This window comes from Arsukibacterium sp. (genome assembly GCF_041616895.1).
GTDB lineage: Bacteria > Pseudomonadota > Gammaproteobacteria > Enterobacterales > Alteromonadaceae > Alishewanella.
The window spans coordinates 1-25,297 of sequence record NZ_JBFJPY010000027.1; the positions used below are offsets into that span (position 1 = coordinate 1).

Below are 25,297 nucleotides of genomic sequence, written 5' to 3' on the forward strand. Positions count from 1 at the left end.
CGACGACTTCCTGTAACAGGTAGCGAAAATAGCGATGATTAAAAATGCGCACAACCCTAACCGGCCTTATTCACCGGATCCTGATCAGGCAGAGCAGATTAAACACTGGCATACGCCAGATTTAACTGCCGACGCGCGTAGTCAGGATAACCGTACCAATGCTCTGAATATGCATCGCCCTGAAAGCAGAAGTGCGGGCGATGATGCGACAGAAGAAACACTTGAGATAAAGCCGCTTACCGCAGATGATATTGAGCAAATGCGTCAGGCTGCCCATGATGAAGGTATGCTGCAGGGCAAAGAGGAAGGGTTCGCTAAAGGTTACAGTGAGGGTCGGGAACAGGGCCAGCAAGACGGACTTAAGCAGGGCCTGGCCGAGGGTAAAAAACAAGGCCTGGCCGATGCAGCGAATGAAATCGATACCTTGCGGGCCGAATTAAGTGTGTTGTTCGACCAACTTCAGGCACCGCTGGCAAAAATAGACAACCGGGTAGAGCAGGAGCTGGTGCAACTGGCGCTGGCGATGGCTAAGTCGGTTATTAATGTCGAAGTTCGCACCAACCCCAAGGTCATTTTACAGGCGTTACAAGAAAGCATTAATGCCTTACCGCTGCAAAGCAATGCTGTGATCATTAAACTTAACCCGGCCGATGTTGCCACAATAAAGCAACATTACTCAGAGACTGAGATAGCAGAGCGTGGTTGGCAATTGCGCGCTGAGCCGTTGCTGGCTCAGGGGGGCTGTCTGGTAGAAAGCAGCAGTTCCAGTGTCGATCGGAGTATTCAGCAGCGGGTTCAAAGCAGTCTGGAGCATTTCCTGCAGCTGGAAGAGGCTGCGGAGCATGCTGCAGAAGCCACGATTAACGATAACGCTGATACCTCAGAGCGCCCAGCTGATCCCGGACAAAAACAAACATCAGCACAGGATCCGAAGCCGCATGACTGACCGAATCAGCCTGCAGCAACGGCTGCAGCAACAACAACAACATATTCATCCGTCATTGCCTGCGGTGTCAGGCCATCTTGTGCGGGTCGTGGGGTTAACCCTGGAAGCGACCGGTTGCCGGGCGGCCATTGGCCAGCCTTGCCTGGTCGAAAGTGCCCGCGGTGCAATTTTGGCTGAAGTCGTCGGCTTTGCTAATGATCGCTTATTTTTAATGCCACAGGATGATATTGCCGGCGTAGTCCCCGGTGCCAGAGTGACGCCGGTTATTCATTATAAAGGGGTGCCGTTAACCTTGAATTTGCTTGGTCGGGTTATTGATGGTGTCGGTAAACCGCTGGATGGCAAAGGGCCGATTACTGCTACCGAATTTAGCAAAGGCAAAGGTAAACCCATTAACCCGTTGCTGCGCCGGCCGGTAAAGCAGCCGTTGGATGTTGGGGTGCGGGCGATTAACAGCATTATCACCGTCGGTAAAGGCCAGCGGATGGGCTTATTTGCCGGTAGTGGCGTGGGTAAAAGCGTATTGCTCGGCATGATGACCCGGGGTACGGCGGCCGATGTTATCGTGGTGGGGCTGGTAGGTGAGCGAGGCCGGGAGGTTAAAGAGTTTATCGACGAAATTCTGGGTGATGAAGGTAAGGCGCGATCTGTAGTGATTGCTGCACCGGCTGATGTATCGCCATTGATGCGACTCAAAGGCTGCGAAACGGCCGTGCAGGTAGCGGAATATTTTCGCGATCAGGGCATGGATGTGTTGCTGCTGATCGACTCAATCACCCGCTATGCCCAGGCGCAGCGCGAAATTGCCTTGGCAGTCGGTGAGCCGCCAGCAACCAAGGGTTATCCACCATCAGTGTTTGCCAAATTACCGGCACTGGTCGAGCGGGCCGGTAATGGTACTGGCCATCAGGGGTCAATAACGGCGTTTTATACCGTGTTATCTGAAGGCGACGATTTGCAGGATCCGATTGCCGATGCTTCCCGGGCTATTCTGGACGGCCATATCGTGTTATCCCGCACTCTGGCCGATAGCGGCCATTTTCCGGCGATCGACATCGAAAAATCGATCAGCCGGGTTATGCCTGCCGTGACCAGTAATGAGCATCAGCAACTGGCTCGTTCGGTTAAGCAGCTTTATGCCAGCTATCAGCAAAGCAAAGACTTAATTTCTATTGGCGCCTACGTTCGTGGTAGCGATCCGATGTTGGATCAGGCCATTGGTCTGATGCCAAAGATTAACGCCTTTTTACAACAAGGTATGAAAACAATTGTTCCTTATGATGAAAGTTTGACGGCGCTAAGTCAGGTGTTACCTGCCCAGCGAATGGCCGGCTGATGGCAGCGCACCGTTTTAGTTTAATCATTAAAGTACAACGCGAGCGCGAGGATAATCTGCAGGCGCAGTTTATCAAGGCACAACAGTATTTTCAGCAGGCTGAACAAAAATATCAGGGGTTGGCAAACTACCGTACCGAGTATATCCAGCAGAGCCAGCGCCAGGGCAGCCAAGGCGTACAAAGCCGACAGTACAGCCAGTATGTTAACTTTATCGGTAAGCTGGACCAGGCTCTGGTCCAGCAAGCCAGGGTAGTGCATCAGGCCAAAGCGGCTGCTGAACAACGCAAACAAAGCTGGTTAAAAATGCAAACAAAGCGCAAGGCGCTGGAATTGTTAGTTGAGCGGGCAGACAGTGCAGCTTTACAGGTACTTGAGCGACAGCAACAAAGTTTAAGTGACGAGTATGCCGGTCAACAATTTTACCGCCGCCAGCTGGCGCAAGAACCATAATATCCGTTGCTCTTAAAACTGGCGCGATTTTTGTATTGGTTTTGTATTATAAGTTTTGTTGCGCAGTGCGTATTGCGGGTTTAGCGAAAAGCGTTGCTGAAAATCAGCAAGCAACTTAATAGTGATGAACCCGCTGCCTTACCAGGAGATCAAAATGAATCCGTTGTTGTCACTGTCATTTTCAAGCTCAGGCCCGGCGGGCGGCACCGAGCCCGCTTCGCAGCAGCTAGGTGCTGCAATGGATGAGATCGGTGCTTCCGATAATTTCGGGCGCTTGCTTAATCAGTCTGGCGAACAACAGCAATTAAACGATGGGCAAAATTTTGCCGCGTTGCAGATCACAGGGAAAAGCAAACGCGCCGTCAGCATGGAAGGTCGCGCTGCAGGGCGGCCTGAACAGACGCTTCCTCCGGTCATACCCCCTGAAGCAGAGCTTAGCCTGGCCGATGACAGTCAGGCGGGCACCTTACTCGGACTGTTGGATCTGGCCAGTCAGACCCGGCTACAGCTTAAGCTGCATGCCAATAACAACGCGCAGTTCGCTGCGCATGCCGCCGGCACTGATGTTACGAAGGCTGGTAGTGTTGGAGCAGCAGCGACTGAAGGGGCAGGTGATGAAGCAATAATCATGGCCGACCTGGCAGACATTGCTGATAAAAAAGGTTTGAAAGCCAAGTGGTTTATCCTGCCAGTGTTTCCGGAAAGTGCGGCAACAGACGCAGCCAGCAGCAATAAAGCTGAGCGTGTTGAAAACAATAAGATCAGTGACGGCAACAGTGACGGCGCTGATAGTTCGGCTAATTCAAAAAGCTCCGATAGCTCAGATGAGGGCACAACCGCTCAAAGCCAAATAGTATCTGACAAAGCCACGCAGCTGGAGTTAAAAACTGCTCTGCCAGCAAGCAGCAGTGAGACAGCATCAGTTGGCCAAGTGCAGACGAAGCCGGGCGCTGATGCTGCGTTAAACCTGGCGGCGCTTGGGCAGGATCCACAAAGTGATAGCACAATAGGCAGCCGCGGCGCCGCCTTAGCTGTTGCTTCGGAAAAAAGTGATGGCAAGGCAGCTGCTGTCAAAGACACTAATATGCTTAACACCGCAAACGCCGCTGCTACCAGTGCAACTAAAAATGAAGCCGCTAACGCCGATGTGGCTAAGATTAAGGTGGTTAACACTAACAGTGAAGCATTTACAGCAGATGAGCGAGCCACCGCTGCAGTAACGGAGCAAAGTCGCGGTGCGCAGTCAGATGAACAACAAATAAAAGCTGATATGGCGATGAAAGCTGACCCGCATAAGCCAGATGTTGCCACAGCAACCTCTGGTGAGGACAGCGCTGCTAAGGCCTTGACGGCGTCGAAGACCGCAGCTCAGGGCATTTCGCCGGCGGCTTCGGCAACCATCTTTGAAAATGCAGAAAAATCTGTGTTGCTTGAAGACGGGCAGCCTGCCAGTGCTCTTGCCAATAGTCTGGCCAGCGCCGCAACGGTGGCAGATTCAGCGCAGGTCAGGGCACAACAACGTGCTGGTCTGGCAGAAAATAACCCTTCGCTAAAACAAGCACTGACAGAAAACCCTGATTTGGCAGCGTCGCAGGTTAAAACCGATCCCGGATTAATGGCAGGGAGCGCCAGACTAGAAACGGCGAATAGTGGCTTTGCTGCGGGTAGTGGCCAGGCAGCACAAAATCAGAGTGATGCCGCAATAGCCAGGCTCGATGCTGCAACCGTTGCCATCGCCGGTGCGCAACAAAGCGCGGAGCGGGCAAAAGCTCAAAGCGTCAATAAAGCGGTTACCGAGCAATTAAAGCAGGTCAATTTACTGACACAAGATGCGGCTGGTCAGTTAAAAGAGCGGATTAATCTGATGGTGCGCCAGAATATTCAGGTAGCGGAGATCCGGCTAGACCCGGCGGATTTAGGCCAAATGCAAATCCGGGTAAATTTGCAGCAAGAGCAAGCCTCTGTTCAGTTTATTGTGCAACAACAGCATGCCAAAGAATTATTAGAGCAGCAGATGCCCCGACTCCGTGAAATGCTGCAACAGCAGGGTATTCAGTTAGGTGAAGGCCAGGTTCAGCAACAACGCCAGGGTGACAGCCAGACGGGTAGCCAGCGTAATGGCAGCACCGGGACGGGCCAGCAGGGCAGCGAGCAACCTGTAGACGAGCAGGCGACAGCTGTGCAGTTAGACGTTAAGCTTAGTGAACGTATTGTCGATTATTATGCGTGAAACGCGCTGGCATAAGATCTCGTGATTGCCAGTAAGGCCTGGGAACTAAGCAAAGCGAGAAAAAATTTACATTAGGGCGGGCGGTTGCGCATAATAGCCTGAATTAATTAAGACAACGGAGTGACAATGGCAGCCGATGGCGATTTAAAATTAGGCGAAGGCAAAGGTGGCATTAAGAAAATAATGTTACTGGTCATTGCTGTGCTCGTGGTTTTGGTTTTTGCCGCAGGAGCGTATTTTTACTTTCTGGGCAGCCAAAGTCTGCAATCTGCTGGTGGCGAGGGCACGGCGGCCTCACCGGGTAACGGTGAGAGTAGTCAACCCAAAGGGCCTGAGGGCAATGCGTTATACGTGGCGTTACCCAGACCCTTTGTGTTTAACGTGCCGGGCGCCGCACGTGATCGTCTGGTACAGATAAAAGTGCAGTTGCTGGTGCGGGGCAGTAATAATGAAACTGTTGCACTTCGGCATATTCCTCTAATCGAAGCGAGTTTAGTGGCTTCTTTTGCCAGTGCTAATGCCGATGAGCTGGTAACGACCACAGGCAAAGACGCCTTAAAAAACAAAGCCCTTAGTGATTTACAGCAAGCGTTGCTGGAAGTTGCAGGATCGGTGGTGGTGGAAGAAGTGCTTTTCACCAGTTTTGTTATGCAATAAGAGTGAGCAATCGTGACCGATTTATTGTCGCAAGATGAAATTGATGCGCTGTTACATGGCGTCGATGACGTTGAAGAAGAAGAAATAGACGACGGCGGTGATGGCCGCAGCCGGTCTACCATGGAATACGATTTCTCATCGCAGGATCGTATTGTCCGTGGTCGCATGCCTACTCTGGAAATGGTGAATGAGCGTTTTGCCCGCCATATGCGGATCAGCTTATTTAACATGATGCGTCGCACCGCTGAGGTATCCATCAACGGTGTTCAGATGATTAAGTTTGGCGAATATGTCCATACGTTATTTGTGCCGACCAGTTTGAATATGGTGCGATTCCGGCCACTGAAGGGAACTGGCCTGATTACTATGGAAGCCCGGCTGGTTTTTATTCTGGTTGATAACTTTTTTGGTGGCGACGGACGTTATCATGCCAAAATTGAAGGGCGTGAATTTACCCCGACCGAGCGGCGAATTATCCAGATGCTGCTGAAACTTATTTTTGAAGATTACAAAGAAGCCTGGGCACCGGTGATGGATGTGTCGTTTGAATACCTCGACTCAGAAGTTAACCCGGCCATGGCTAACATTGTCAGTCCGACAGAAGTAGTGGTAATCAGTTCATTTCATATTGAACTGGATGGCGGTGGCGGTGATTTTCATGTGGCACTGCCTTACTCGATGCTCGAACCTATTCGCGAGCTGCTGGACGCAGGGGTACAAAGCGATAAGGAAGATACCGATTTACGCTGGAGTAAGGCACTACGTGACGAAATTATGGACGTTAAAGTCGATTTATCGACCAAGATGCTCGATGTCGATTTAACGTTAAGAGAAGTGATGGAGTTAAAAGCCGGCGATATTATTCCGGTGGAAATACCAGATCATATCACGGTGTTAATTGAAGACTTACCCACGTACCGCGCCAAGCTTGGTCGCTCGCGGGAGAGTGTGGCGTTAAAAATTATTGAGAAAATCAGACGGCCAGAATCGGTTAAATCGGAACTTCACGTATTTACCAAAGGTGGCAGGCGTCTGGACAGCGATGCAGATATTTCAGAACTAGAAGCCGATCTGAACTTAACAGAGCGGGACAGAGGATAACAGTATGGCAGACGATAAAGATACAATGGACGAATGGGCTGCAGCCATGGCAGAAGCCGATGGCGAAGACGGGGCTAAAGCCGTCGATTTAGAAGAGCTTAAAGACGAAAAGTCGAATATTACTGTCGATGAGCAGCGTAAACTGGACACCATTCTGGATATACCGGTTACCATTTCAATGGAAGTCGGCCGGGCCAAAATTAGTATTCGTAACCTGTTGCAGTTAAATCAGGGCTCGGTGGTAGAGCTGGAGCGGGTAGCCGGCGAGCCCCTGGATGTATTGGTCAACGGCACGCTGATTGCGCATGGTGAGGTGGTGGTGGTGAATGACAAGTTTGGTATTCGCTTAACCGATGTTATCAGCCAGATTGAACGGATTAAAAAGCTACGCTAATGCAGTCATTCTTAAAAGTCGTCGCGATCGTAGCAATCGTGCTGTTGCCGTTGTTTTTGGCATCGGCCTCTGTTGCACAAACGACCCCGCCAGAGCCGCAACAGCAAGACACTGCTGCGCAAAACGCATCTGACCAGGACGCATCTAATTCAGACAGTACTGCTGCACAGACAGAGCAGCTTGCCGAGCCATTGCCGGAAGCACCTGCCACGGCGGTGACAGAGCCGCGGCAAGGTTTGCCATTTCAACGGCAGGAACCGCCGGCAGAGCGCAAAAATACCAGCGGTATTAGTCTGGGTAAAATCGCCATTTCTCTGGCAGCAGTGCTGCTCTTGGTGGTTGCGCTTGGCTGGTTATTCAAAAAATTGACATTACGGCTGCCCGGTAGTCAGCATATTAAAGTTATTTGCTCGGTACCTTTAGGCCAGCGTGAGCGCTTGTTAGTTATTGAAATACAAGGTAAACAACGGGTGATTGGTGTCACGCCGCAAAGCATTAATATGCTATTTGAGTTAGAAAATTCCCTCCCTGAAACAAAGTTGGCATCAGACTTTCATACACAGTTGCAATCATTCCTGAAAAAGTAAGTTTTTATGTTGCGATTGCTGTGTGTGTTGTTGCTGTTACTCAGCCCTGCCGTGCTGGCCGATAACAGTATGTTGTCGGCGGTTACCGTCACCACTAATGATGATGGGTCTCAACAATATAGTGTAACGCTGCAGGTGCTGGCGTTAATGACTATGCTCAGCTTTATTCCGGCCATAGTGATTATGATGACCAGCTTTACCCGGATTATTGTGGTGCTGGCAATATTGCGCCAGGCCATTGGTTTGCAGCAAACCCCTTCTAATCAGGTGCTTATTGGCATCACGCTGTTTCTGACTTTTTTTATTATGGCGCCGGTATTTAAAACGGTAAATGAGCAGGCGATACAGCCTTACCTGGACGAGTCAATCACTCCGGTTCAGGCACTGGATGCGGCTATCGTGCCGATTAAAGCCTTTATGCTGCATCAAACCCGGGTGAGGGATCTGGATACTTTTGCCCAGATTGCCGGTCTTGAGGTGTTAGAGCAACCTCAGGATTACCCGATGACCGTGGTTATTCCGGCGTTTATTACCAGCGAACTGAAAACAGCGTTCCAGATTGGTTTTATGCTGTTTATCCCTTTTCTGATTATTGATTTGGTGGTAGCCAGCGTACTGATGGCCATGGGTATGATGATGCTCTCGCCCATGATCATATCTTTGCCATTTAAATTGATGATGTTTGTGTTGGTTGATGGCTGGATTTTAGTAATGGGCACCCTTGCCACCAGTTATGGAGTCGGCACATGAATCCTGAAGTTTTTGTCGATGTACTGCGTGATGCACTGTTTATCGTCATCTTGCTGGTGAGTGCGATGATTCTGCCGTCGCTGTTTGTTGGCTTAATTGTGGCGGTGTTTCAGGCGGCTACCTCAATTAACGAACAGACCTTAAGTTTTTTACCGCGGTTAATTGTCACGCTGCTGGCGCTGATTTTTGGCGGCCATTGGTTTGTCCGGGTGATCATGGATTACACCAATGATTTATTTCTTAGTATTCCTACCGTGGTGAGCTGATGGAGTTCCCGCTGGACATTTTGATGCAGGCTATCGCAGATTTTATGCTGCCACTGTGCCGGGTTACCGGCATGGTAATGATTATGGCTGGCATCGGGGCCCGCAATATTCCCATGCGGATTAAAACCGGCCTGGTGGTAATGATTACGCTGGTTGCTATGCCGATGCTACCGCCGGTCACCCCGCCTGATTTAATGTCTGCGGCCATGTTCGTCGAAGTGTTCCTGCAGTTAATGATTGGTTTTGCGCTGGGCTTTATCTCGCAAATGTTTATAACTACCTTTGTATTGGCTGGCCAGTTGCTGGCGACGCAGACCGGTTTGGCGTTTGCTTCGATGGTAGACCCGTCAAGCGGAGTGAGTGTGCCAGCGATAGGCCAGTTTTATCTTATTCTGGCGACCTTACTATTTTTTATTTTTAATGGTCATCTGATCATGATCCAGATGTTGGTGTTCAGTTTTGACACCTTGCCGATTAACGGCCAGTGGTGGGACGTCACCAGCTACTGGTCCATTATCGAATTTGGTGGCTGGATGTTTGCTACCGCTCTGGCGATTGCCCTGGCACCCATAGTAGCCATGTTAGTTGTTAACTTGTCATTTGGCATTATGACCCGTGCGGCACCACAGCTGAATATTTTCTCGATTGGTTTTCCGATCACCATGTTGGCAGGTCTGCTGATTTTATGGCTAACCCTGGATACGTTTTTATTCCACTATGATAAGCAATGGCAGCATGCGATAGATTACAGCTGCCGGCTTATTGGCTGTTAACGGAGGCTGACAATGGCAGAAGATTCCGGCGCAGAAAAAACCGAACAGCCCACGCCTAAGAAGCTGCAAGACGCAGCCGACAAGGGCCAGATAGCCCGTTCAAAAGATCTCGGTACCGCATTTGTGTTAATCGCCAGTGCTGCAGCCCTGCTGATATTCGGAAAAATGCTGGCGATGGGGGTGCTGAATGTCGGCCAACGGATGATGCGGCTGGATCAGAAAGACATGTTTGAAACCAACTCAATGTTCACCGCCTGGGGCGAAGTTGGCAAAGAGTTACTGCCGCCGCTAGCAGCTATTTTTGCCTTTATTCTGGTGGCGGCTTTTGTCGGTAACTGTTTGATTGGCGGTTTTAACTTCAGCTGGCAGGCTGCGGGGCCTAAACTCAGTAAAATGAGCCCGCTAAAAGGCTTTAAACGCATGTTTGGTTTACAGGCATTAGTTGAGCTGGTTAAGGGGGTTCTGAAAGTAGCGGTAGTGGTGACTGTGGCCTATTTACTGCTGAAGTTTTTCTTTATGGATATTATGGCGCTGTCGCTGATGAGCGAACCGAATAATATTGAGTCGGCGCTTTATATTTTAGCGTGGTTATTTCTGGGGCTGTGCAGCAGCGTTTCTGTGATTGCCTTGGTAGATGCGCCTTATCAGAAATGGAATCATATTAAGCAGCTGAAAATGAGCCTGCAGGAAATAAAAGACGAGCATAAAAACTCAGAAGGTAGCCCTGAAATTAAAGCCCGTATTCGGCGTACCCAGATGCAAATGTCAATGAAACGGATGATGCAGGAAGTACCTACCGCCGACGTTATTGTCACCAACCCGACCCACTTTGCGGTGGCGTTAAAATATGATCAGGGAAAATTCCGTGCGCCGGTAGTGGTGGCAAAAGGCGTAGACGAAGTTGCAATGCATATCCGGAAAATTGGTAACGAGCATAAAGTACCAGTGATAGAATCACCAGCATTAGCCCGCTCAATATTTTATACCACTGAGCTTGATCACCCGATCCCAGAGCAACTGTTTGCTGCGGTTGCTCAGGTGCTGGCCTATGTATATCAGCTAAAAATGTACAAAAAAGGCAAAGGCAGCCGGCCGAAAACCCTCGCCAAAGAGTTACCTATTCCTGCCGATTACCGTCATTAACGCGCCATAGACCGAAAGCAGAAGTTAGAAAAAAGGGTCAGAGTGATTTTCGATTAAAATCACTCTGACCCTTTTTTTGTTTGATTTATGGAATGGTTTTTGCTGATACCAGTTAGCCCTCGCATTATGCGCCAATAATTTGTTAGGTACGCCATGCAATTTGTTCAGTATTTCCATAGCTTTGACAAGTCAAAACTGTCGTTTATGAAAGGGCTCGGCACACCGCTGCTTATTCTGGCCGCCCTGGCAATGGTTGTGTTGCCACTGCCGCCGATTCTGTTGGACACCTTGTTTTCATTTAATATTGCGCTGGCACTGGTTGTGCTGCTGGTAACCATTTATACCCTGCGCCCGCTTGATTTCGGCATTTTTCCCAGTGTGCTGCTGGTTGCAACCATTATGCGTCTGGCCTTGAATGTTGCCAGTACCCGGGTTGTGTTACTGGAAGGTCATAATGGCGGTGATGCTGCCGGTAAAGTGATTGAAGCTTTCGGCTCCGTGGTGATTGGCGGCAACTATGCCGTGGGTATCGTGGTGTTTTTAATTCTGATTATTATTAACTTTGTTGTCGTCACCAAAGGTGCCGGCCGGATCGCAGAAGTATCGGCCCGCTTTACCTTAGATGCCATGCCCGGTAAGCAGATGGCGATTGATGCCGATTTGAACTCTGGCCTGATTACCCAGGAGGAGGCGCGAACCCGCCGTGAAGAAGTCACCAGTGAAGCAGACTTTTATGGTTCGATGGATGGTGCCAGTAAATTTGTTAAAGGTGACGCCATTGCCGGTATCGTTATTCTGGTTATCAATTTGTTCGGTGGTTTGTTTATTGGCATGCTGCAGCACGATTTAAGCTTCGGCGATGCAATGGAGATTTACACCCTGCTGACTATAGGCGATGGTCTTGTTGCGCAAATTCCATCGTTGTTACTGTCTATCGGTACCGCCATTATTGTAACCCGCCAGAATAAATCAGGCGATTTGGGCGAGCAAATGACCGCCCAGCTTAGCGATAACACCCATGTGTTGTTTATCGCTGCTGGCGTGCTAACGCTGATGGGTGTGGTACCGGGTATGCCTCACTTTGCCTTTTTAAGCCTGGCGGCGTTAATTGGCGGCACCGCCTTTTTTATGCAACGTAAAGCAGTTCAGGCCCAGGCCGAGCTGGTGACTAAAAACGCCACGCCGACTGCAGATAACCAGGCGCAACCGGTGAAAGAGATTGGCTGGGACGATGTTCAGGGGGTCGATACCATTGGCCTGGAAGTTGGCTATCGCTTAATACCTCTGGTAGATAAAGCTCAGGGTGGGGAACTGCTGAACCGGATCAAAGGGGTGCGTAAGAAACTATCGCAAGAGCTGGGCTTTCTGGTACCGCCGGTGCATATCCGCGACAATCTTGATTTAGAACCGAACAGTTACCGGGTGGCGCTGATGGGAGTTACCACGGGTGAAGGAGAGCTGCGCCACGACAATGAACTGGCCATTAATCCCGGCCAGGTGTTTGGTCAGGTAAAAGGGGTGGCAACCAAAGATCCGGCCTTTGGCCTCGAGGCAGTATGGATCAGTAAAGATCAGCGTGAGCATGCGCAAACGCTGGGCTACACCGTAGTGGATGCGGCTACCGTGGTCGCGACCCATTTAAGCCAGATTTTAACCAATAATGCGGCGAACTTGCTGGGGCATGAAGAAGTGCAAAACCTGTTGGATATGCTCGCCAAGCATTCACCTAAGCTGGTGGAAGGTCTGGTACCTGACATGCTGCAATTAACCACTGTGGTTAAAGTGCTGCAAAATCTGCTGCAGGAAGGTGTGCCCATCCGCGATATGCGCACCATTGTGCAAACCCTGGTGGAATATGCCAGTAAAAGTCAGGATGTGGATGTACTTACGGCAGCGTGTCGTATTGCGCTGCGTCGGTTGATTGTCCAGGAAGTGGTAGGTAATAAGAGTGAAATTCCGGTAATTACTTTTGCCCCGGAACTTGAACAAATGCTGCATCAGTCAATGCAGGCTGCAGGTAATGACGGTGCTGGCATTGAACCGGGGCTGGCCGATCGGATCCAGCAATCGTTACAGGAAGCACATCAGAGCCAGGAATTAAATGGCGAGGGTGCGGTAATGCTCACGTCAGGAATTTTACGCTCAGTAATGGCACGATTCGTGAAGTACACCATTCCAGGGTTACGGGTCTTGTCCTATCAGGAAATTCCCGATGATAAGCAAATTCGAATTGTCAGCGTTATTGGTCAGCAAAATTAGGAGTAACTCATGAAAATAAAACGCTTTGTCGCTAAAGATATGCGTACCGCTTTAACGGAAGTCAAAGAGTTCCTCGGACCTGATGCGATAATTTTATCTAACAAAAAAGTAGCTGAAGGGGTGGAAATTGTCGCGGCAATTGACCCGGAAAGCCAGATCGCTACAACGCAAAAAACGGCGCCTGCTGCCGCGCAGACCGCCGCAAGCGTAGGTCAGAAGCCACGGCATGAACCACGTTTCAGTGCCCGGGTTGATGACAGCGACAGCATGCCTGCCGGCAATAACGTCAAGTCTGAGCAAGCCGATGCGCCGGCTGATTCGCTACGTGAGCTATTGGCCCGGCAAATGATAAAACAGCAAGGTCGGGAGCCAGCCACGCAAAACAACAAGCGCGCGTCGGCACCGGTGCAACCTGCGGTAACTGCGGCGGCTGCATTTGAGCGTCAAAGTTCTGGCACCACAACGGGGGTTGCCGCCAGTCAATGGCAGGAGCTGACCAAACAACAGCAGCAACAAGCACAGTCAATGGCAACCCAGTTTGAGGCTATGCGCAACGAAATGCTGTCAATGCGTCAATTATTACAGCATCAGGTTTCTGGCCTGATGTGGCAGGACTTAGCCCGGCGCGAGCCCGTGCGAGCCCTGGTGATTGAACATTTACAACAATTAGGGTTATCGGAGCAGGTTGCAGATCAGCTGGCGTGTTTTATGCCAGAAGATATCGGCGCCAGCGAAGCCTGGGACACCGCAATGGAATTACTAAGTGGTCAACTAAGTACCACCAATGATGATATCCTGCGTCGCGGTGGCATTATTGCATTAGTTGGACCTACCGGTGTTGGCAAAACAACCACGGTAGCCAAGCTGGCAGCAGGCTTTGCCAAGCGCCACGGTGCCGATCAGGTTGCATTAATCACTACCGACTCATACCGGATTGGGGCATTCGAACAACTGGCTACTTACGGCCGCATTATTGGTTGCCCGGTAAAGCAGGCTAAGGACAGCGATGAGCTGGCCTTATTGCTAAATCAAATGGCACAGCGCAAACTTATTTTGATCGATACGGCTGGCATGAGCCAGCGCGACGTCAGGCTGGCTGAAAAACTTGCCAGTTTAGTGCATAATTCACGTGTCAAAATAAAAAGTTATCTGGTATTGTCTGCCACAGCGCAGGCTAGAGTAATGCAGGAGACGGTGGCGCAGTTCAAACGGATTTCCCTGGCGGGTTGTATTTTTACCAAACTTGATGAATGCTTAAGTTTGGGAGAAGTTATCAACGTGGCCATTCAGAACGCATTACCAGTTAGCTATTTAACCAATGGCCAGCGGGTACCCGAAGATTTAGTGGTAGCTGATGCAGCCGATTTAGTACAACGTGCTGAAATATTGCGCCTGACCCATAGCAGTACCGGACATCAGTGGTATCAGGATGAGGTGTCCAAAGCGGAAACAGCCTATGCATAGTCACGAATTAATTGACGATCAAGCCAACGGCCTGAGAAGAATGAATAAGCAGATGGTAAAAGTAATTTCAATAACCGGTGGTAAAGGCGGCGTGGGTAAAACTAACGTCAGTCTTAACCTGGCGATGGCCATGGCCCAGCTGGGCAAAAAAGTATTGGTGCTGGACGCCGATCTCGGCCTGGCAAACTGCGATGTTATGCTGGGGCTGCGGGTCGAAAAAAACCTGTCACATGTGTTATCCGGTGAATGTGAACTGGACGATGTCATTATTGATGGCCCTTTTGGGATTAAAATTGTGCCTGCCACCTCTGGCTCGCAAAATATGACTGAGCTGTCACCGGTAGAGCATGCCGGCCTGATCAGAGCATTCAGTGAGCTAAGAACCCCAGTAGACGTGTTAATGGTGGATACTGCCGCCGGTATCTCTGATATGGTGCTCAGCTTTTCCCGCGCTTCTCAGGATGTCGTGGTCGTGGTCTGCGATGAGCCAAGCTCAATTACCGATGCTTATGCCCTGATGAAAATATTAAGTCGGGATCACGGGGTGGAAAAGTTTAAAATTGTTGCCAATATGGTCCGCAATCTAAAAGAGGGCCAGGAGCTGTTTGCTAAACTCAGTCGGGTAACCGATCGCTTTTTAGATGTTAACCTCGAGCTGGTTGCCACCATTCCCTATGATGAGAATGTTCGTAAAGCAGCCCGCAAGCAAAAAGCCTTTATTGATGTCTTTCCAAAAAGTCCGGCCAGCATGGCGGTTAAAGGTCTGGCACTAAAGGCGATTAAATGGCCGGTACCGGCCAACGCCTCCGGTCATCTTGAATTTTTTCTGGAACAGTTACTGCAGCCGCAAGCTGATCAGGGGGTCATGTGAACAGTAAGCTTGCCGCATATGGTGGAGTTGACCAGATGCAGCAGCTGGTTGAACGACATGCGCCACTGGTAAAACGTATCGCTTATCACTTAATGGCCCGGTTACCGGCCAGTGTGCTGGTTGACGACTTAATTCAGTCTGGGATGATTGGCCTGATTGAAGCGGCAAAAAACTTCGATGGCAGTAAAGGGGCCAGTTTTGAAACCTTCGCCGGTATCCGTATTCGTGGTGCCATGTTAGATGAAATGCGCCGTGGCGACTGGACTCCCCGTTCAGTGCACCGCAACGCCCGCCTGATAGCCGATACCATTGCAGAACTCGAAGCAGAATTTGGCCGTGATATAAAAGACTTTGAAGTTGCTGAAAAACTTGATATATCTCTCGATGAGTACCATCATATGTTAACCGATGTCAGCACAGGTCGAATTATTGGCATTGAAGACCTCGGGGTGTCAGAAGATGTGCTGGTTACTGCTGAAGATAGCGATGGCGATCTTTTATACGAGCAGCAGGCTAATGAAGCATTTAATAAAGCGTTGGTTTCAACTATTAGCAGTTTGCCGGAGCGCGAAGCTCTGGTACTCTCACTGTATTACAACGAAGAACTAAATTTAAAAGAAATTGGGGCAGTGCTGGATGTCAGCGAGTCCAGGATAAGTCAGATCCATAGCCAGGCACTGGTGCGGTTAAAAGCCAGAATGCAGGCTTGGGTGTAAAATTAAAGCAGTTGAGATACCAGGCGTATTATCTCGTCGGAGGGGACATTGGATAAAAATATGAAAATTCTTGTGGTTGATGACTTTTCAACCATGAGGCGCATTATTAAAAACCTGTTACGTGACTTAGGCTTTACTAATGTCTCAGAGGCAGATGATGGCAGCACGGCACTTCCTATGTTGCAAAACGGCGAATTCGATTTTGTGGTAACTGACTGGAACATGCCCGGAATGCAAGGTATCGATTTGCTCAGAGCAATCCGGGCCGATGCGAAACTGAAGCATATTCCAGTGCTGATGGTAACCGCCGAGGCTAAGAAAGAGCAGATTATCGCCGCCGCACAGGCTGGGGTTAATGGCTATATTGTTAAACCTTTTACTGCCGCCACCCTGCAAGAGAAACTGGCAAAAGTTTTTGAGCGTTTAGGTTAAGCCGTAACTGACAAGGAGTGACACTATGTCTGACACTACGGCTACTGATATTACGCTTGAGCAAGCAAAAGAGCTGGTTCAGTTACTGGAAATGGGCGAACAGCAACTGGCGAATAAGCTGGTGCAATCCATCACGGTACCTGGTTCTTCAGAATTATTTGCTGAAGTGGGTAAACTCACCCGGCAACTGCATGACTCACTGAAAAACTTTCATATTGACCCTTCGCTGAATAATTTGCTTGCAGAAGATATTCCTGACGCGAAAAAGCGCCTGAATCATGTCATTGATATGACGGAACAAGCGGCCAATAAAACCATGGATGCGGTTGAGTCTTGCTTACCCATCGCCGATCAAATCACCCAGCAACTTAATCAGTTGCAACCGCAGTGGCAGCGATTGATGCAGCGGCAAATTCAGCTGCCTGAGTTTAAACAGCTGTGTCATGGCGTCGATGGTTTCATGCAGCAGGCTACAACTGATTCAGCAACCCTGAATGCGTTGCTGACGGATGTACTGATGGCGCAGGATTATCAAGATTTAACCGGCCAGATTTTGCGCCGGGTGATTGAGTTGGTGCGTGAGGTAGAGGAAAGCCTGATTGGTTTGTTAACGGCCTTTGGTCAAACTAACCCCGAACAGTCAGAAATCAAAGCCAAACCGGCCAAGGCAAAAGCCAAAGCAGCGCATGAGGCTGAAGGGCCGATTATCGATGCAGCCGAGCGGGATGATGTGGTTTCTGGTCAGGATGACGTTGATGATTTATTGTCCAGTTTGGGTTTCTAACAGAGGTGTCTGCGCATGAGCTTTGATATGGATGAAGACATTTTACAAGACTTTCTGGTCGAAGCCGGCGAGATTTTGGAGTTGTTGCAGGAGCAGTTGGTTGAACTGGAGAATAATCCGGATGATGCGAATCTGCTAAATGCCATTTTTCGTGGTTTTCACACGGTAAAAGGCGGTGCCGGATTTTTGTCGCTGACCGAACTGGTCGACGCCTGTCACGGCGCTGAAAACGTATTCGATATTTTGCGTACGGGCAAGCGGCGGGTAACGCCTGAACTTATGGACGTTATTTTGCAAACCCTGGATGCAATTAATGCCATGTTTGTAGAGGTGCAGGCACGTCAGCCTCTTACCCCGGCAAACCCAGCCGTGCTTGATGCATTGCACCACTACAGCGAGCCTGAAAAAGCGGGTGAAGCGCCCCCGGTTGTCAGCGTTGCCGAACCAGAAGCATCTGTCGTGGCTGAAGCGCAGCATGATGAGACGGTCACTGATGGCGATATTGATGATATCAGTGAAGCTGAGTTTGAAAGAATGCTCGATGAGCTGCATGGTAAGAGTGCGCCTGGCCGTGCCGATGCGTCACCTGCTGCAACACCACAAAGCCAGCCTGCATCCGAGAGCAGCGATATTACCGACGACGAGTTTGAAGCTATCCTGGATCAGCTTCATGGTAAAGGCTCATTTGTACCCGACACTAATAAAGCTGCAGGCACTGCCGCGCCAGCTACCCCTGCTGCTAAACAACCCGCCGCCAGTAAGCCGGCAGCAGGCAGTGGTGCTGGCAAAAGTGCTGCCGCAACGCCGGCCGGTGACGACGAAATAAGTGATGATGAATTTGAGGCCCTGCTCGATCAGTTGCATGGCAAAGGTAATGCACCGGTAGAGCCACCAGCTGCGCCAGAGCGCAAACCGGCGCCAACTGCAGCGGCCAAGCCAGCAGCGTCAGCTGCACCAGCACCTGCAGCCAAAGCTCCGGCAGCAGCAAGTTCGCCTGCTGCACCAGCTACACCAGCTGCGGCGGATAAAGCGGCAGCGGCTAATGCAGCGCCTGCCGCTGAGACAACGGTGCGGGTAGATACCAAGCGGCTTGATCAGATCATGAATATGGTTGGGGAACTGGTACTGGTGCGTAACCGCCTGGTCAGTTTGTCTACCAGTACCCAAGACGAAGAAATGACTAAGGCCATTTCTAATCTTGATGTGGTAACGGCTGATATTCAGGGCGCGGTAATGAAAACCCGGATGCAGCCCATTAAAAAAGTATTTGGCCGGTTCCCGCGAGTCGTTCGCGATTTAGCCCGGTCACTGCAAAAAGACATTAACCTGGTACTGGAAGGTGAAGAAACCGATTTAGATAAAAACCTGGTGGAGGCGCTGGCAGATCCGCTGGTGCACTTAGTAAGAAATTCGGTCGACCATGGCATTGAAATGCCCGATGTCCGCTTAAAAGCAGGTAAACCGAAAGTTGGTCTGGTGAAACTGGCTGCTACCCAGGCTGGTGATCATATCTTGCTTACCATTCAGGATGATGGCGCCGGCATGGACCCGGAAAAACTGAAAGGGATTGCGATAAAACGCGGCATCCTGGACACGGATGCTGCCGCCCGTATGTCTGATAACGATGCCTTTAATCTGATTTTTGCACCTGGCTTTTCAACGAAGGAACAAATTTCAGATATCTCCGGTCGTGGTGTCGGCATGGACGTGGTTAAAACCAAAATTAACCAGCTGAACGGTACCGTCCAGATCAACTCAAAATTGGGTGAAGGTACTCTGCTTGAAATTAAAGTACCGTTAACCTTAGCTATTCTGCCAACCCTGATGGTTATGGTGGGTAAACAAACCTTCGCGTTACCGTTAGCAGGCGTCAACGAAATATTTCATCTTAATCTGGCCAAGACCAATATCGTCGATGGTCAGCTGACTATCGTGGTCCGTAATAAAGCGCTGCCGCTGTTTTACCTCGAGCACTGGCTGGTTAAGGGCTCGAACAAACAGCTACGGCGTGAGCAGGGGCATGTAGTAATAGTACAAATTGGTACTCAGCAGGTTGGTTTTGTGGTCGATTCGTTAATCGGCCAGGAAGAAGTGGTGATTAAGCCGCTCGATGCGTTGTTGCAGGGTACACCGGGTATGGCAGGCGCCACAATTACCTCTGATGGTGGCATAGCGCTGATTTTGGATGTACCAAACTTACTGAAACATTATGCGAAGAAATCCAAAATTAAATTTGATCGATTTAATAAGCTGAACGCTTAAGAGAGTGCCGCATGACGATCAGGGTGCTGATTGTAGATGACTCCAGTTTTTTCCGGCGTCGGTTAACGGAAATTCTGGATTCAGATCCACAGCTTGAAGTAATTGACACTGCTAGTGACGGTCGTGAGGCTGTCACCAAAGCGCTGGCATTAAAACCTGACGTTATTACCATGGATATCGAAATGCCGGTGCTGGACGGCATTAGTGCGGTGCGGGAAATATTACAAAGCCAGCGTATCCCCATTCTGATGTTTTCATCACTGACACATGAAGGTGCCAAAGCCACCTTTGATGCGCTTGAAGCGGGTGCAGTCGATTTTCTACCGAAAAAGTTTGAAGATATTGCCCGCGATAAAGAAGAAGCGGGCAATGTGCTGCGTGACAGAGTAAAAGCAGTGGCTCGCAAAAGGCCACTGGGGCGCAGTACATTCAGTAGCTCTGCGCTTACCTCGGGAAGTAGCAGCACCGACAGTACTGCGGTCAGCACCAGGCCGGTAACCCCTGCCGCTGGCGGGCTTACCCGCGCCGCATTAGGCCGGCCACAGCTTAGTGAGCGGCTGGGTAGCACAGTACGCAATGCCAATTTTAAAGCCAGTGGTCAGAGTTATAAGCTGGTAGCTATCGGTACCTCAACCGGTGGTCCGGTAGCCCTGCAACGAATTCTGACCAATTTACCTGCTGATTTTCCGCTTCCTATTATTTTAATTCAGCATATGCCAGCGGCGTTCACCGGTGCCTTTGCGCAGCGCTTAAATACCCTGGCAAAAATTGAAATTAAAGAAGCGGCTGACAACGATATTCTGCGCCCTGGTGTGGCCTATCTCGCGCCGGGTGGTAAACAAATGCTGGTTGAAGGCAACGACAATCAGGCCCGTTTGCGCATTAAAGAAGATGACTCGCCCCGGATCACTTTTAAACCCAGCGTCGATGTGACTTTTGCCACGGCTGCCAGGGTATTCCAGGATAAGGTGCTTGCCGTGGTGTTAACCGGTATGGGCGCCGATGGCAGGGAAGGGGCCAGAATGCTGAAACAGGCGGGCTCCCGCGTATGGGCTCAGGACGAGGCAAGTTGTGTGGTGTATGGAATGCCTCAGGCAATTGCAGCGGCGGGACTGATGGACCTCGAAGTCAGTTTAAACGAGGTGGCTGGCCGGCTGATAACGGAAGTGAAACATGGATAAACTGGCAATCAGTGGTTTTATACTGGCGGTACTGGCGGTAGCAGGTGGTTTTATGCTGGAGGGCGGCGCCCTTAGCACCTTGCTGCATTTACCCGCATTTATTATCGTGGTGGGAGGCACAGTTGGCGCAGTCATGCTGCAAACTCCGTTGCCACAATTCCGGCTCGGCCTGAGCATGTTACCCTGGGTACTCAGACCAGAAAGTTTACCGATGCAAAATGCGGTAGAACGCATCGTAAACTGGGGTAGTTCAGCCAGAACCAATGGTTTTTTATCATTGGAGTCGGCAGCACTGGAAGAAAGCGATCCTTTTTTACACCGTGGTTTAAATTTACTGGTTGATGGTGTTGAAGCAAAAGTATTGCAGGATACGCTGGATGCCGAGCTTACCCTGGAGCGCGAACGTTTACTGCGAGGGGCCCGTATTTTTGAAGCGATGGGCGGGTATAGCCCAACCATTGGGATTGTCGGCGCAGTACTTGGCTTAATTCAGGCTATGGCTAATATTTCCGAACCTAAATTGCTAGGGATGGGTGTAGCCACGGCGTTTGTCGCAACGATTTATGGCGTGGGCTTTGCTAACCTTATTTTTATTCCGGTGGGCAATAAGCTTAAAAGTCTGGTATATCAGCATACCCTGTATCACGAGCTTATTGTAGAAGGCTTGGTATCGATAGCGCAGGGCGAGAATCCGCGCAATATCGAGCGTAAGCTCGCAGCGTACCGGCTGAGCTAACGATTATGTACCGGCATAAGCAGCAACATCAGCATGATGAACCGGAGCAACTTGACCGGTGGTTAGTGTCTTACGCCGACTACATGACCCTGATGTTTGCGTTGTTTGTGGTATTGTATGCCATGTCTGTGGTTAAAGACGAAGAATTCAGCGCCTTGGCAGATACCCTGACTAACGTCTTCGAGCGCCCTGCAAAAACAGGCAGCGGCGTCAGCGGCAGTAGTGTGTTACCGCAGCCCGGACCGCAAAGCGATTTCAGCCGTTATGGCAGCTCACTAGAACCGGCAGCAGGGCCTGAGTTGGTTGCTGATGCCAGTACATTGTCTGACGTGCGGCAACAATTTTTAGGCAGCCCGCTGGTGTCGCTTGAGCAAGAGCTTAATCAGGCGCTGGCGAATCTTATCGAGCAGGGAGTGGTCGATATCCGCCAGGATGAGAACTGGCTGATTATTGAATTAAACAGCGGCTTGTTATTTGCCAGTGGTAGCGCCACCGCGACCAATTCAGCACGTACCTTGCTAAATGAAATTACCACCATTATTAATCCGATAAATAATTTTATCCGGATCCGCGGTTACACCGACGACCAGCCTATTAATAACGAGCTGTTTTCATCAAACTGGGAATTGTCGGTAGCCCGGGCAACCTCAGTGCTGCGGGTGCTGGAAACGCTGGGGACGCCCTCACACCGGATGGCCATAGAGGGTTACGGCCAATACTATGCTGACAGCAGCAATGAAACCGCCGAAGGACGGGCAGAAAACCGCAAAGTGGTCATTGCAGTATCACGCTATGGCTATCTGCCAGATGAGCTGGAACAGCAGCAACAAAGCGCAGAGTTGCAACAGCAACTGCTGCAAGTTACCCAGGATGATGGCAGTATCAGGGTAATTGCGTTGCCAGGTGGTGGGGTTAGAATCACCACCCGTCAGGACAATCCAGATGCACTGCCGGAACAACAGGAACCCTGAACGTGGTAATTTGGACAGTAGCAAATCAGAAAGGTGGTGTTGGTAAAACCACAACAACTGTTACCTTAGGCGGTTTATTGGCAGAGCGCGGTAAACGGGTGCTGCTGGTGGACACCGATCCGCATGCCTCACTGACCTACTATTTCGGTATCGATGCTGAAGAGCTGGAAAACAGTGTTTACGATATTTTTATTCGCGGCAAAGACATCACCCGCGAAGAAATTTTACAATCTCTGTGCCCAAGTGGCGTTAGCAATCTGGATATTCTGCCTTCCTCAATGGCATTGGCCACCCTTGACCGCTCGCTTGGCAATAAAGGTGGTATGGGGCTAATTTTAAAAAAAGCATTACAAAAAGTGAAAGCAGAATATGATTACGTGCTGCTGGATTGTCCTCCGGTAATGGGGGTGTTAATGGTTAATGCGATTGCCGCCTGTAACCGGATTTTAATTCCGGTGCAAACAGAGTTTCTGGCACTAAAGGGGCTGGAGCGGATGATCGCTACCATGGCCCTAATGCGTAGCTCGCAAAACAGAGATTATGCGTTTACCATTATTCCTACCATGTATGATAAAAGAACCCGGGCATCGCTTGAAGCCTACAAAGAATTAAAAGCCAGTTATCAGGATAAAGTCTGGTCGGCAGTCGTACCGGTAGATACCAAATTCCGGGATGCCAGTGTCGCCCAAACGCCACCAAACGTATTTGCGCCGACTTCCCGGGGGGTATTTGCCTACAATACCTTGCTAACCTATTTATTGCAGTTGGCACCGGAGGCGTAATGAGTAGCTTAATCGCCAGCCAGAAGGTAATGCAGCATTATTTATCTGCGTTATTAACTGACGACGGCGCCACTGAAACCAGCCTGGTAGAAGATGCTAAAACCCGGGAGCTAAACCGCTTGTTGGCGCAGGCCAGTCCGGTCGCCAAGGTTGAGGCCAAACCGGTTGTGCCTGAGTCAAAGGTAGCAGCCGTCATTACCCCTACGGCAGAAAAACCAGCAGTGGCTAACCGGGTTAGTCCTGTTGCTGATGTCCCCGCTGCTGATGTAAGTGTGCCGGTACACAATCGTGACATACCCATTGCTGAGCGACTGGCAGTGGCAAAAGAAGTGCCGCCAGCGGTTATCCCGGATACCGTCAGCAAATCTTACCGGCAAGGTCGGTTTCAGGCATTATTTTTTAATGTCGCGGGGCTAAAACTGGCAGTACCCCTTACCGAACTTGGTGGAATTCATCAACTAACTGAAACAAACAGTTTATTCGGCAAGCCAGCCTGGTTCAAAGGCGTTATGCTTTACCGGCAGCAAAAGATCAGCGTGGTGGACAGTGCCCGCTGGGTTATGCCAGAAAAATATGATCAGGTTATGCAGCAAAAGCTAAACTATCAGTATGTTATTATGCTGGGTACCAGCAACTGGGGGCTGGCATGTGAAACGCTGATAAATACCTTTAGTCTGGAGCAAGACGAGGTAAAATGGCGGGAAACGGATGGCAAAAGACCCTGGATGGCAGGATTAATTAAAAAGCATATGTGTGCTTTAGTTGATGTGGACGCTATGATTAACTTACTTAATCGTGGTCAGGACATCAACGCCTGAGCGGGCAGTACAATTTACAGGAGCGGTATATGAGCAATAACCAGGCAAAGACAACCGGCAAAAAAGAAAGTACCGATCTGGTGTTCCAGTGGGTAACGTTCCGGTTGCAGGAAGAAACGTACGGTATCAATGTTATGCAGGTACAGGAAGTACTGCGCTATACCGAAATTGCGCCTGTACCCGGTGCACCCGGCTATGTGATGGGCATTATTAACCTGCGGGGCAATGTGGTGACGGTAATTGATACCCGTGCCAGATTTGGTCTGGAGGCCGGCGATGTCACCGATAACAGCCGCATTGTGATTATTGAAGCCGAGCGTCAGGTTATTGGTATTCTGGTCGACAGCGTGGCTGAGGTGGTATACCTGAAACAATCCGAGGTGGACACTGCGCCAAATGTTGGTACTGATGAAAGCGCCCGTTTTATCCAGGGAGTATCAAATCGTGAAGGCGAGTTGCTGATCCTGGTTGATTTAAACAAACTCCTCAATGATGAAGAGTGGGAAGAAATTAATAGTCTGTAAGCGGAGAACTGGCGATGAACCCATGGATGCTGGGCCAGGCTATTGTTACCGGGTTGCTGGTACTGCTGTTATTCTGGCAACTGTTGCGCCAACGCCATGTCAATCGTCAGCAGTTGGCGGTGTTAGAAAAACAGCTTGAATTGAATAACCAACAACTGACATCCGCTCAGAACGAGACCGAAGAGCTTCGTGCTGGTATTATCGGGGTAGGGCAACGGGTATTAACGCTAGACCAGCGGGTATTGACGCTTGAAAACCAGCTCAGCCAGTTGCATGGCGCTTATACCGAGCTGGCCGAACAACAACAAGCGTTGTCATTGACCGATCCTGAGAGCAAAATTTATACCCGGGCCATGAAAATGGTACAATTAGGCGCCGATCTAGAAGAAATTATGCGCGAATGTGAATTACCGCGCGCCGAGGCTGAGCTGTTATTTAACCTGCACCAAGCCAAATCGTAAAAAAGGGTCAGAGTGAATAAAGAATTCACTCTGACCCTTTTTTTACTACTAGTTTATTCACTCTGACCCTTTTTAGGTTTTTAAATCAATCCGCTGGTGGATATTCTGCCATTGATCCGGAAATTTGCCTTGCAGCACGTAAGAAAATGCAATCAGCTCGGCAATCACCACATACAGCTCTTTCGGAATATTATCGCCCAGCTCAAGCTGACTGAGCAGCCGATTTAACTCATCGTCCTGATGAATAAGCACACCATGCTCTTTGGCCAGGGCAATAATATCCTCTGCCAGTTCGCCATGTCCCTTGGCCACGATTGTCGGTGCCGATTTACCATCATACTTTAATGCGGTGGCACTGCGCTGGGGCTTATTGCTTTGCTTATCGTCGTTGGCCATCTGTT

27 protein-coding genes are annotated in these 25,297 nt (G+C 50.0%); 26 read left to right on the forward strand and 1 reads right to left on the reverse strand.

Going from position 1 to position 25,297, the window contains the following annotated elements:
- The first annotated feature begins 34 nt into the window (after positions 1-34).
- From fliH to ABY802_RS06775, 26 genes are all read left to right on the forward strand, one after another.
- A complete protein-coding gene (fliH, locus tag ABY802_RS06650; protein ID WP_372626248.1) occupies positions 35-946 on the forward strand; it encodes a flagellar assembly protein FliH in 912 nt (303 codons plus the stop codon).
- Positions 939-2,282 (forward strand): flagellar protein export ATPase FliI, encoded by a 1,344-nt coding sequence (fliI, locus tag ABY802_RS06655; protein ID WP_372626249.1) that lies wholly within the window; start codon positions 939-941, stop codon positions 2,280-2,282. The genes fliH and fliI overlap by 8 nt, the downstream gene beginning before the upstream one ends.
- Positions 2,282-2,734, forward strand: coding sequence for a flagellar export protein FliJ (gene fliJ, locus ABY802_RS06660; protein ID WP_290611016.1), 453 nt, complete (start codon positions 2,282-2,284; stop codon positions 2,732-2,734). The genes fliI and fliJ overlap by 1 nt, the downstream gene beginning before the upstream one ends.
- Positions 2,735-2,888: 154 nt before the next feature.
- Entirely contained in the window at positions 2,889-4,964 is a 2,076-nt protein-coding gene (locus tag ABY802_RS06665) for a flagellar hook-length control protein FliK (RefSeq protein ID WP_372626250.1), read from the forward strand.
- 126 nt (positions 4,965-5,090) lie between these two features.
- Entirely contained in the window at positions 5,091-5,621 is a 531-nt protein-coding gene (gene fliL, locus ABY802_RS06670) for a flagellar basal body-associated protein FliL (RefSeq protein WP_372626251.1), read from the forward strand.
- Positions 5,622-5,633: 12 nt separating this feature from the next.
- Complete coding sequence (gene fliM, locus ABY802_RS06675; protein WP_372626252.1) at positions 5,634-6,722, forward strand: flagellar motor switch protein FliM; 1,089 nt, start codon at positions 5,634-5,636, stop codon at positions 6,720-6,722.
- A gap of 4 nt (positions 6,723-6,726) precedes the next feature.
- A complete protein-coding gene (fliN, locus tag ABY802_RS06680) occupies positions 6,727-7,116 on the forward strand; it encodes a flagellar motor switch protein FliN (protein WP_290611012.1) in 390 nt (129 codons plus the stop codon).
- Positions 7,116-7,703 carry a flagellar biosynthetic protein FliO gene (gene fliO, locus ABY802_RS06685; RefSeq protein WP_372626253.1) on the forward strand — a complete coding sequence of 196 codons (588 nt, stop codon included), beginning with the start codon at positions 7,116-7,118 and terminating at the stop codon, positions 7,701-7,703. Before fliN ends, fliO begins: the two co-directional genes overlap by 1 nt.
- Before the next feature lie 6 nt (positions 7,704-7,709).
- On the forward strand, positions 7,710-8,453 hold the full coding sequence (gene fliP / locus ABY802_RS06690; RefSeq protein WP_372626255.1) for a flagellar type III secretion system pore protein FliP: 744 nt from the start codon (positions 7,710-7,712) through the stop codon (positions 8,451-8,453).
- Positions 8,450-8,719, forward strand: a complete 270-nt coding sequence (fliQ, locus tag ABY802_RS06695; protein ID WP_372626256.1) for a flagellar biosynthesis protein FliQ — start codon at positions 8,450-8,452, stop codon at positions 8,717-8,719. Before fliP ends, fliQ begins: the two co-directional genes overlap by 4 nt.
- Positions 8,719-9,492 carry a flagellar biosynthetic protein FliR gene (fliR, locus tag ABY802_RS06700; protein ID WP_372626257.1) on the forward strand — a complete coding sequence of 258 codons (774 nt, stop codon included), beginning with the start codon at positions 8,719-8,721 and terminating at the stop codon, positions 9,490-9,492. The genes fliQ and fliR overlap by 1 nt, the downstream gene beginning before the upstream one ends.
- Before the next feature lie 12 nt (positions 9,493-9,504).
- The gene (gene flhB, locus ABY802_RS06705; RefSeq protein WP_372626258.1) at positions 9,505-10,635 is read left to right on the forward strand and encodes a flagellar biosynthesis protein FlhB; all 1,131 of its coding nucleotides are present in this window, start codon (positions 9,505-9,507) and stop codon (positions 10,633-10,635) included.
- Positions 10,636-10,788: 153 nt separating this feature from the next.
- Positions 10,789-12,894 (forward strand): flagellar biosynthesis protein FlhA, encoded by a 2,106-nt coding sequence (gene flhA / locus ABY802_RS06710; RefSeq protein WP_372626259.1) that lies wholly within the window; start codon positions 10,789-10,791, stop codon positions 12,892-12,894.
- A gap of 9 nt (positions 12,895-12,903) precedes the next feature.
- Positions 12,904-14,358: a flagellar biosynthesis protein FlhF gene (gene flhF, locus ABY802_RS06715; RefSeq protein WP_372626260.1), complete on the forward strand. Its 1,455-nt coding sequence runs from the start codon at positions 12,904-12,906 to the stop codon at positions 14,356-14,358.
- Between the two features lie 40 nt (positions 14,359-14,398).
- Entirely contained in the window at positions 14,399-15,229 is an 831-nt protein-coding gene (locus ABY802_RS06720; RefSeq protein ID WP_372626280.1) for a MinD/ParA family protein, read from the forward strand.
- A gap of 35 nt (positions 15,230-15,264) precedes the next feature.
- Positions 15,265-15,945 (forward strand): RNA polymerase sigma factor FliA, encoded by a 681-nt coding sequence (locus ABY802_RS06725; protein ID WP_372626281.1) that lies wholly within the window; start codon positions 15,265-15,267, stop codon positions 15,943-15,945.
- A 48-nt stretch (positions 15,946-15,993) separates the two neighbouring features.
- Complete coding sequence (gene cheY / locus ABY802_RS06730) at positions 15,994-16,377, forward strand: chemotaxis response regulator CheY (RefSeq protein ID WP_046554797.1); 384 nt, start codon at positions 15,994-15,996, stop codon at positions 16,375-16,377.
- Between the two features lie 25 nt (positions 16,378-16,402).
- Positions 16,403-17,161: a protein phosphatase CheZ gene (locus ABY802_RS06735; RefSeq protein WP_372626261.1), complete on the forward strand. Its 759-nt coding sequence runs from the start codon at positions 16,403-16,405 to the stop codon at positions 17,159-17,161.
- A gap of 15 nt (positions 17,162-17,176) precedes the next feature.
- Positions 17,177-19,423 (forward strand): chemotaxis protein CheA, encoded by a 2,247-nt coding sequence (locus tag ABY802_RS06740; RefSeq protein WP_372626262.1) that lies wholly within the window; start codon positions 17,177-17,179, stop codon positions 19,421-19,423.
- A gap of 11 nt (positions 19,424-19,434) precedes the next feature.
- Positions 19,435-20,604, forward strand: a complete 1,170-nt coding sequence (locus ABY802_RS06745) for a chemotaxis response regulator protein-glutamate methylesterase (RefSeq protein WP_372626263.1) — start codon at positions 19,435-19,437, stop codon at positions 20,602-20,604.
- On the forward strand, positions 20,597-21,340 hold the full coding sequence (locus ABY802_RS06750; protein ID WP_372626264.1) for a flagellar motor protein: 744 nt from the start codon (positions 20,597-20,599) through the stop codon (positions 21,338-21,340). Before ABY802_RS06745 ends, ABY802_RS06750 begins: the two co-directional genes overlap by 8 nt.
- Before the next feature lie 5 nt (positions 21,341-21,345).
- On the forward strand, positions 21,346-22,311 hold the full coding sequence (locus tag ABY802_RS06755; protein ID WP_372626265.1) for a flagellar motor protein MotB: 966 nt from the start codon (positions 21,346-21,348) through the stop codon (positions 22,309-22,311).
- A 2-nt stretch (positions 22,312-22,313) separates the two neighbouring features.
- On the forward strand, positions 22,314-23,093 hold the full coding sequence (locus ABY802_RS06760) for a ParA family protein (protein WP_372626267.1): 780 nt from the start codon (positions 22,314-22,316) through the stop codon (positions 23,091-23,093).
- Positions 23,093-23,911, forward strand: coding sequence for a chemotaxis protein CheW (locus tag ABY802_RS06765; RefSeq protein WP_372626268.1), 819 nt, complete (start codon positions 23,093-23,095; stop codon positions 23,909-23,911). The genes ABY802_RS06760 and ABY802_RS06765 overlap by 1 nt, the downstream gene beginning before the upstream one ends.
- Positions 23,912-23,940: 29 nt before the next feature.
- Positions 23,941-24,435, forward strand: coding sequence for a chemotaxis protein CheW (locus ABY802_RS06770; protein ID WP_290617473.1), 495 nt, complete (start codon positions 23,941-23,943; stop codon positions 24,433-24,435).
- Between the two features lie 14 nt (positions 24,436-24,449).
- Positions 24,450-24,896, forward strand: a complete 447-nt coding sequence (locus tag ABY802_RS06775) for a DUF2802 domain-containing protein (protein ID WP_372626269.1) — start codon at positions 24,450-24,452, stop codon at positions 24,894-24,896.
- Positions 24,897-24,968: 72 nt separating this feature from the next.
- Here ABY802_RS06775 and ABY802_RS06780 read toward each other — a convergent pair whose 3' ends face one another.
- Positions 24,969-25,292: an EscU/YscU/HrcU family type III secretion system export apparatus switch protein gene (locus ABY802_RS06780; RefSeq protein WP_372626270.1), complete on the reverse strand. Its 324-nt coding sequence runs from the start codon at positions 25,290-25,292 to the stop codon at positions 24,969-24,971.
- Between the last annotated feature and the right edge of the window lie 5 nt (positions 25,293-25,297).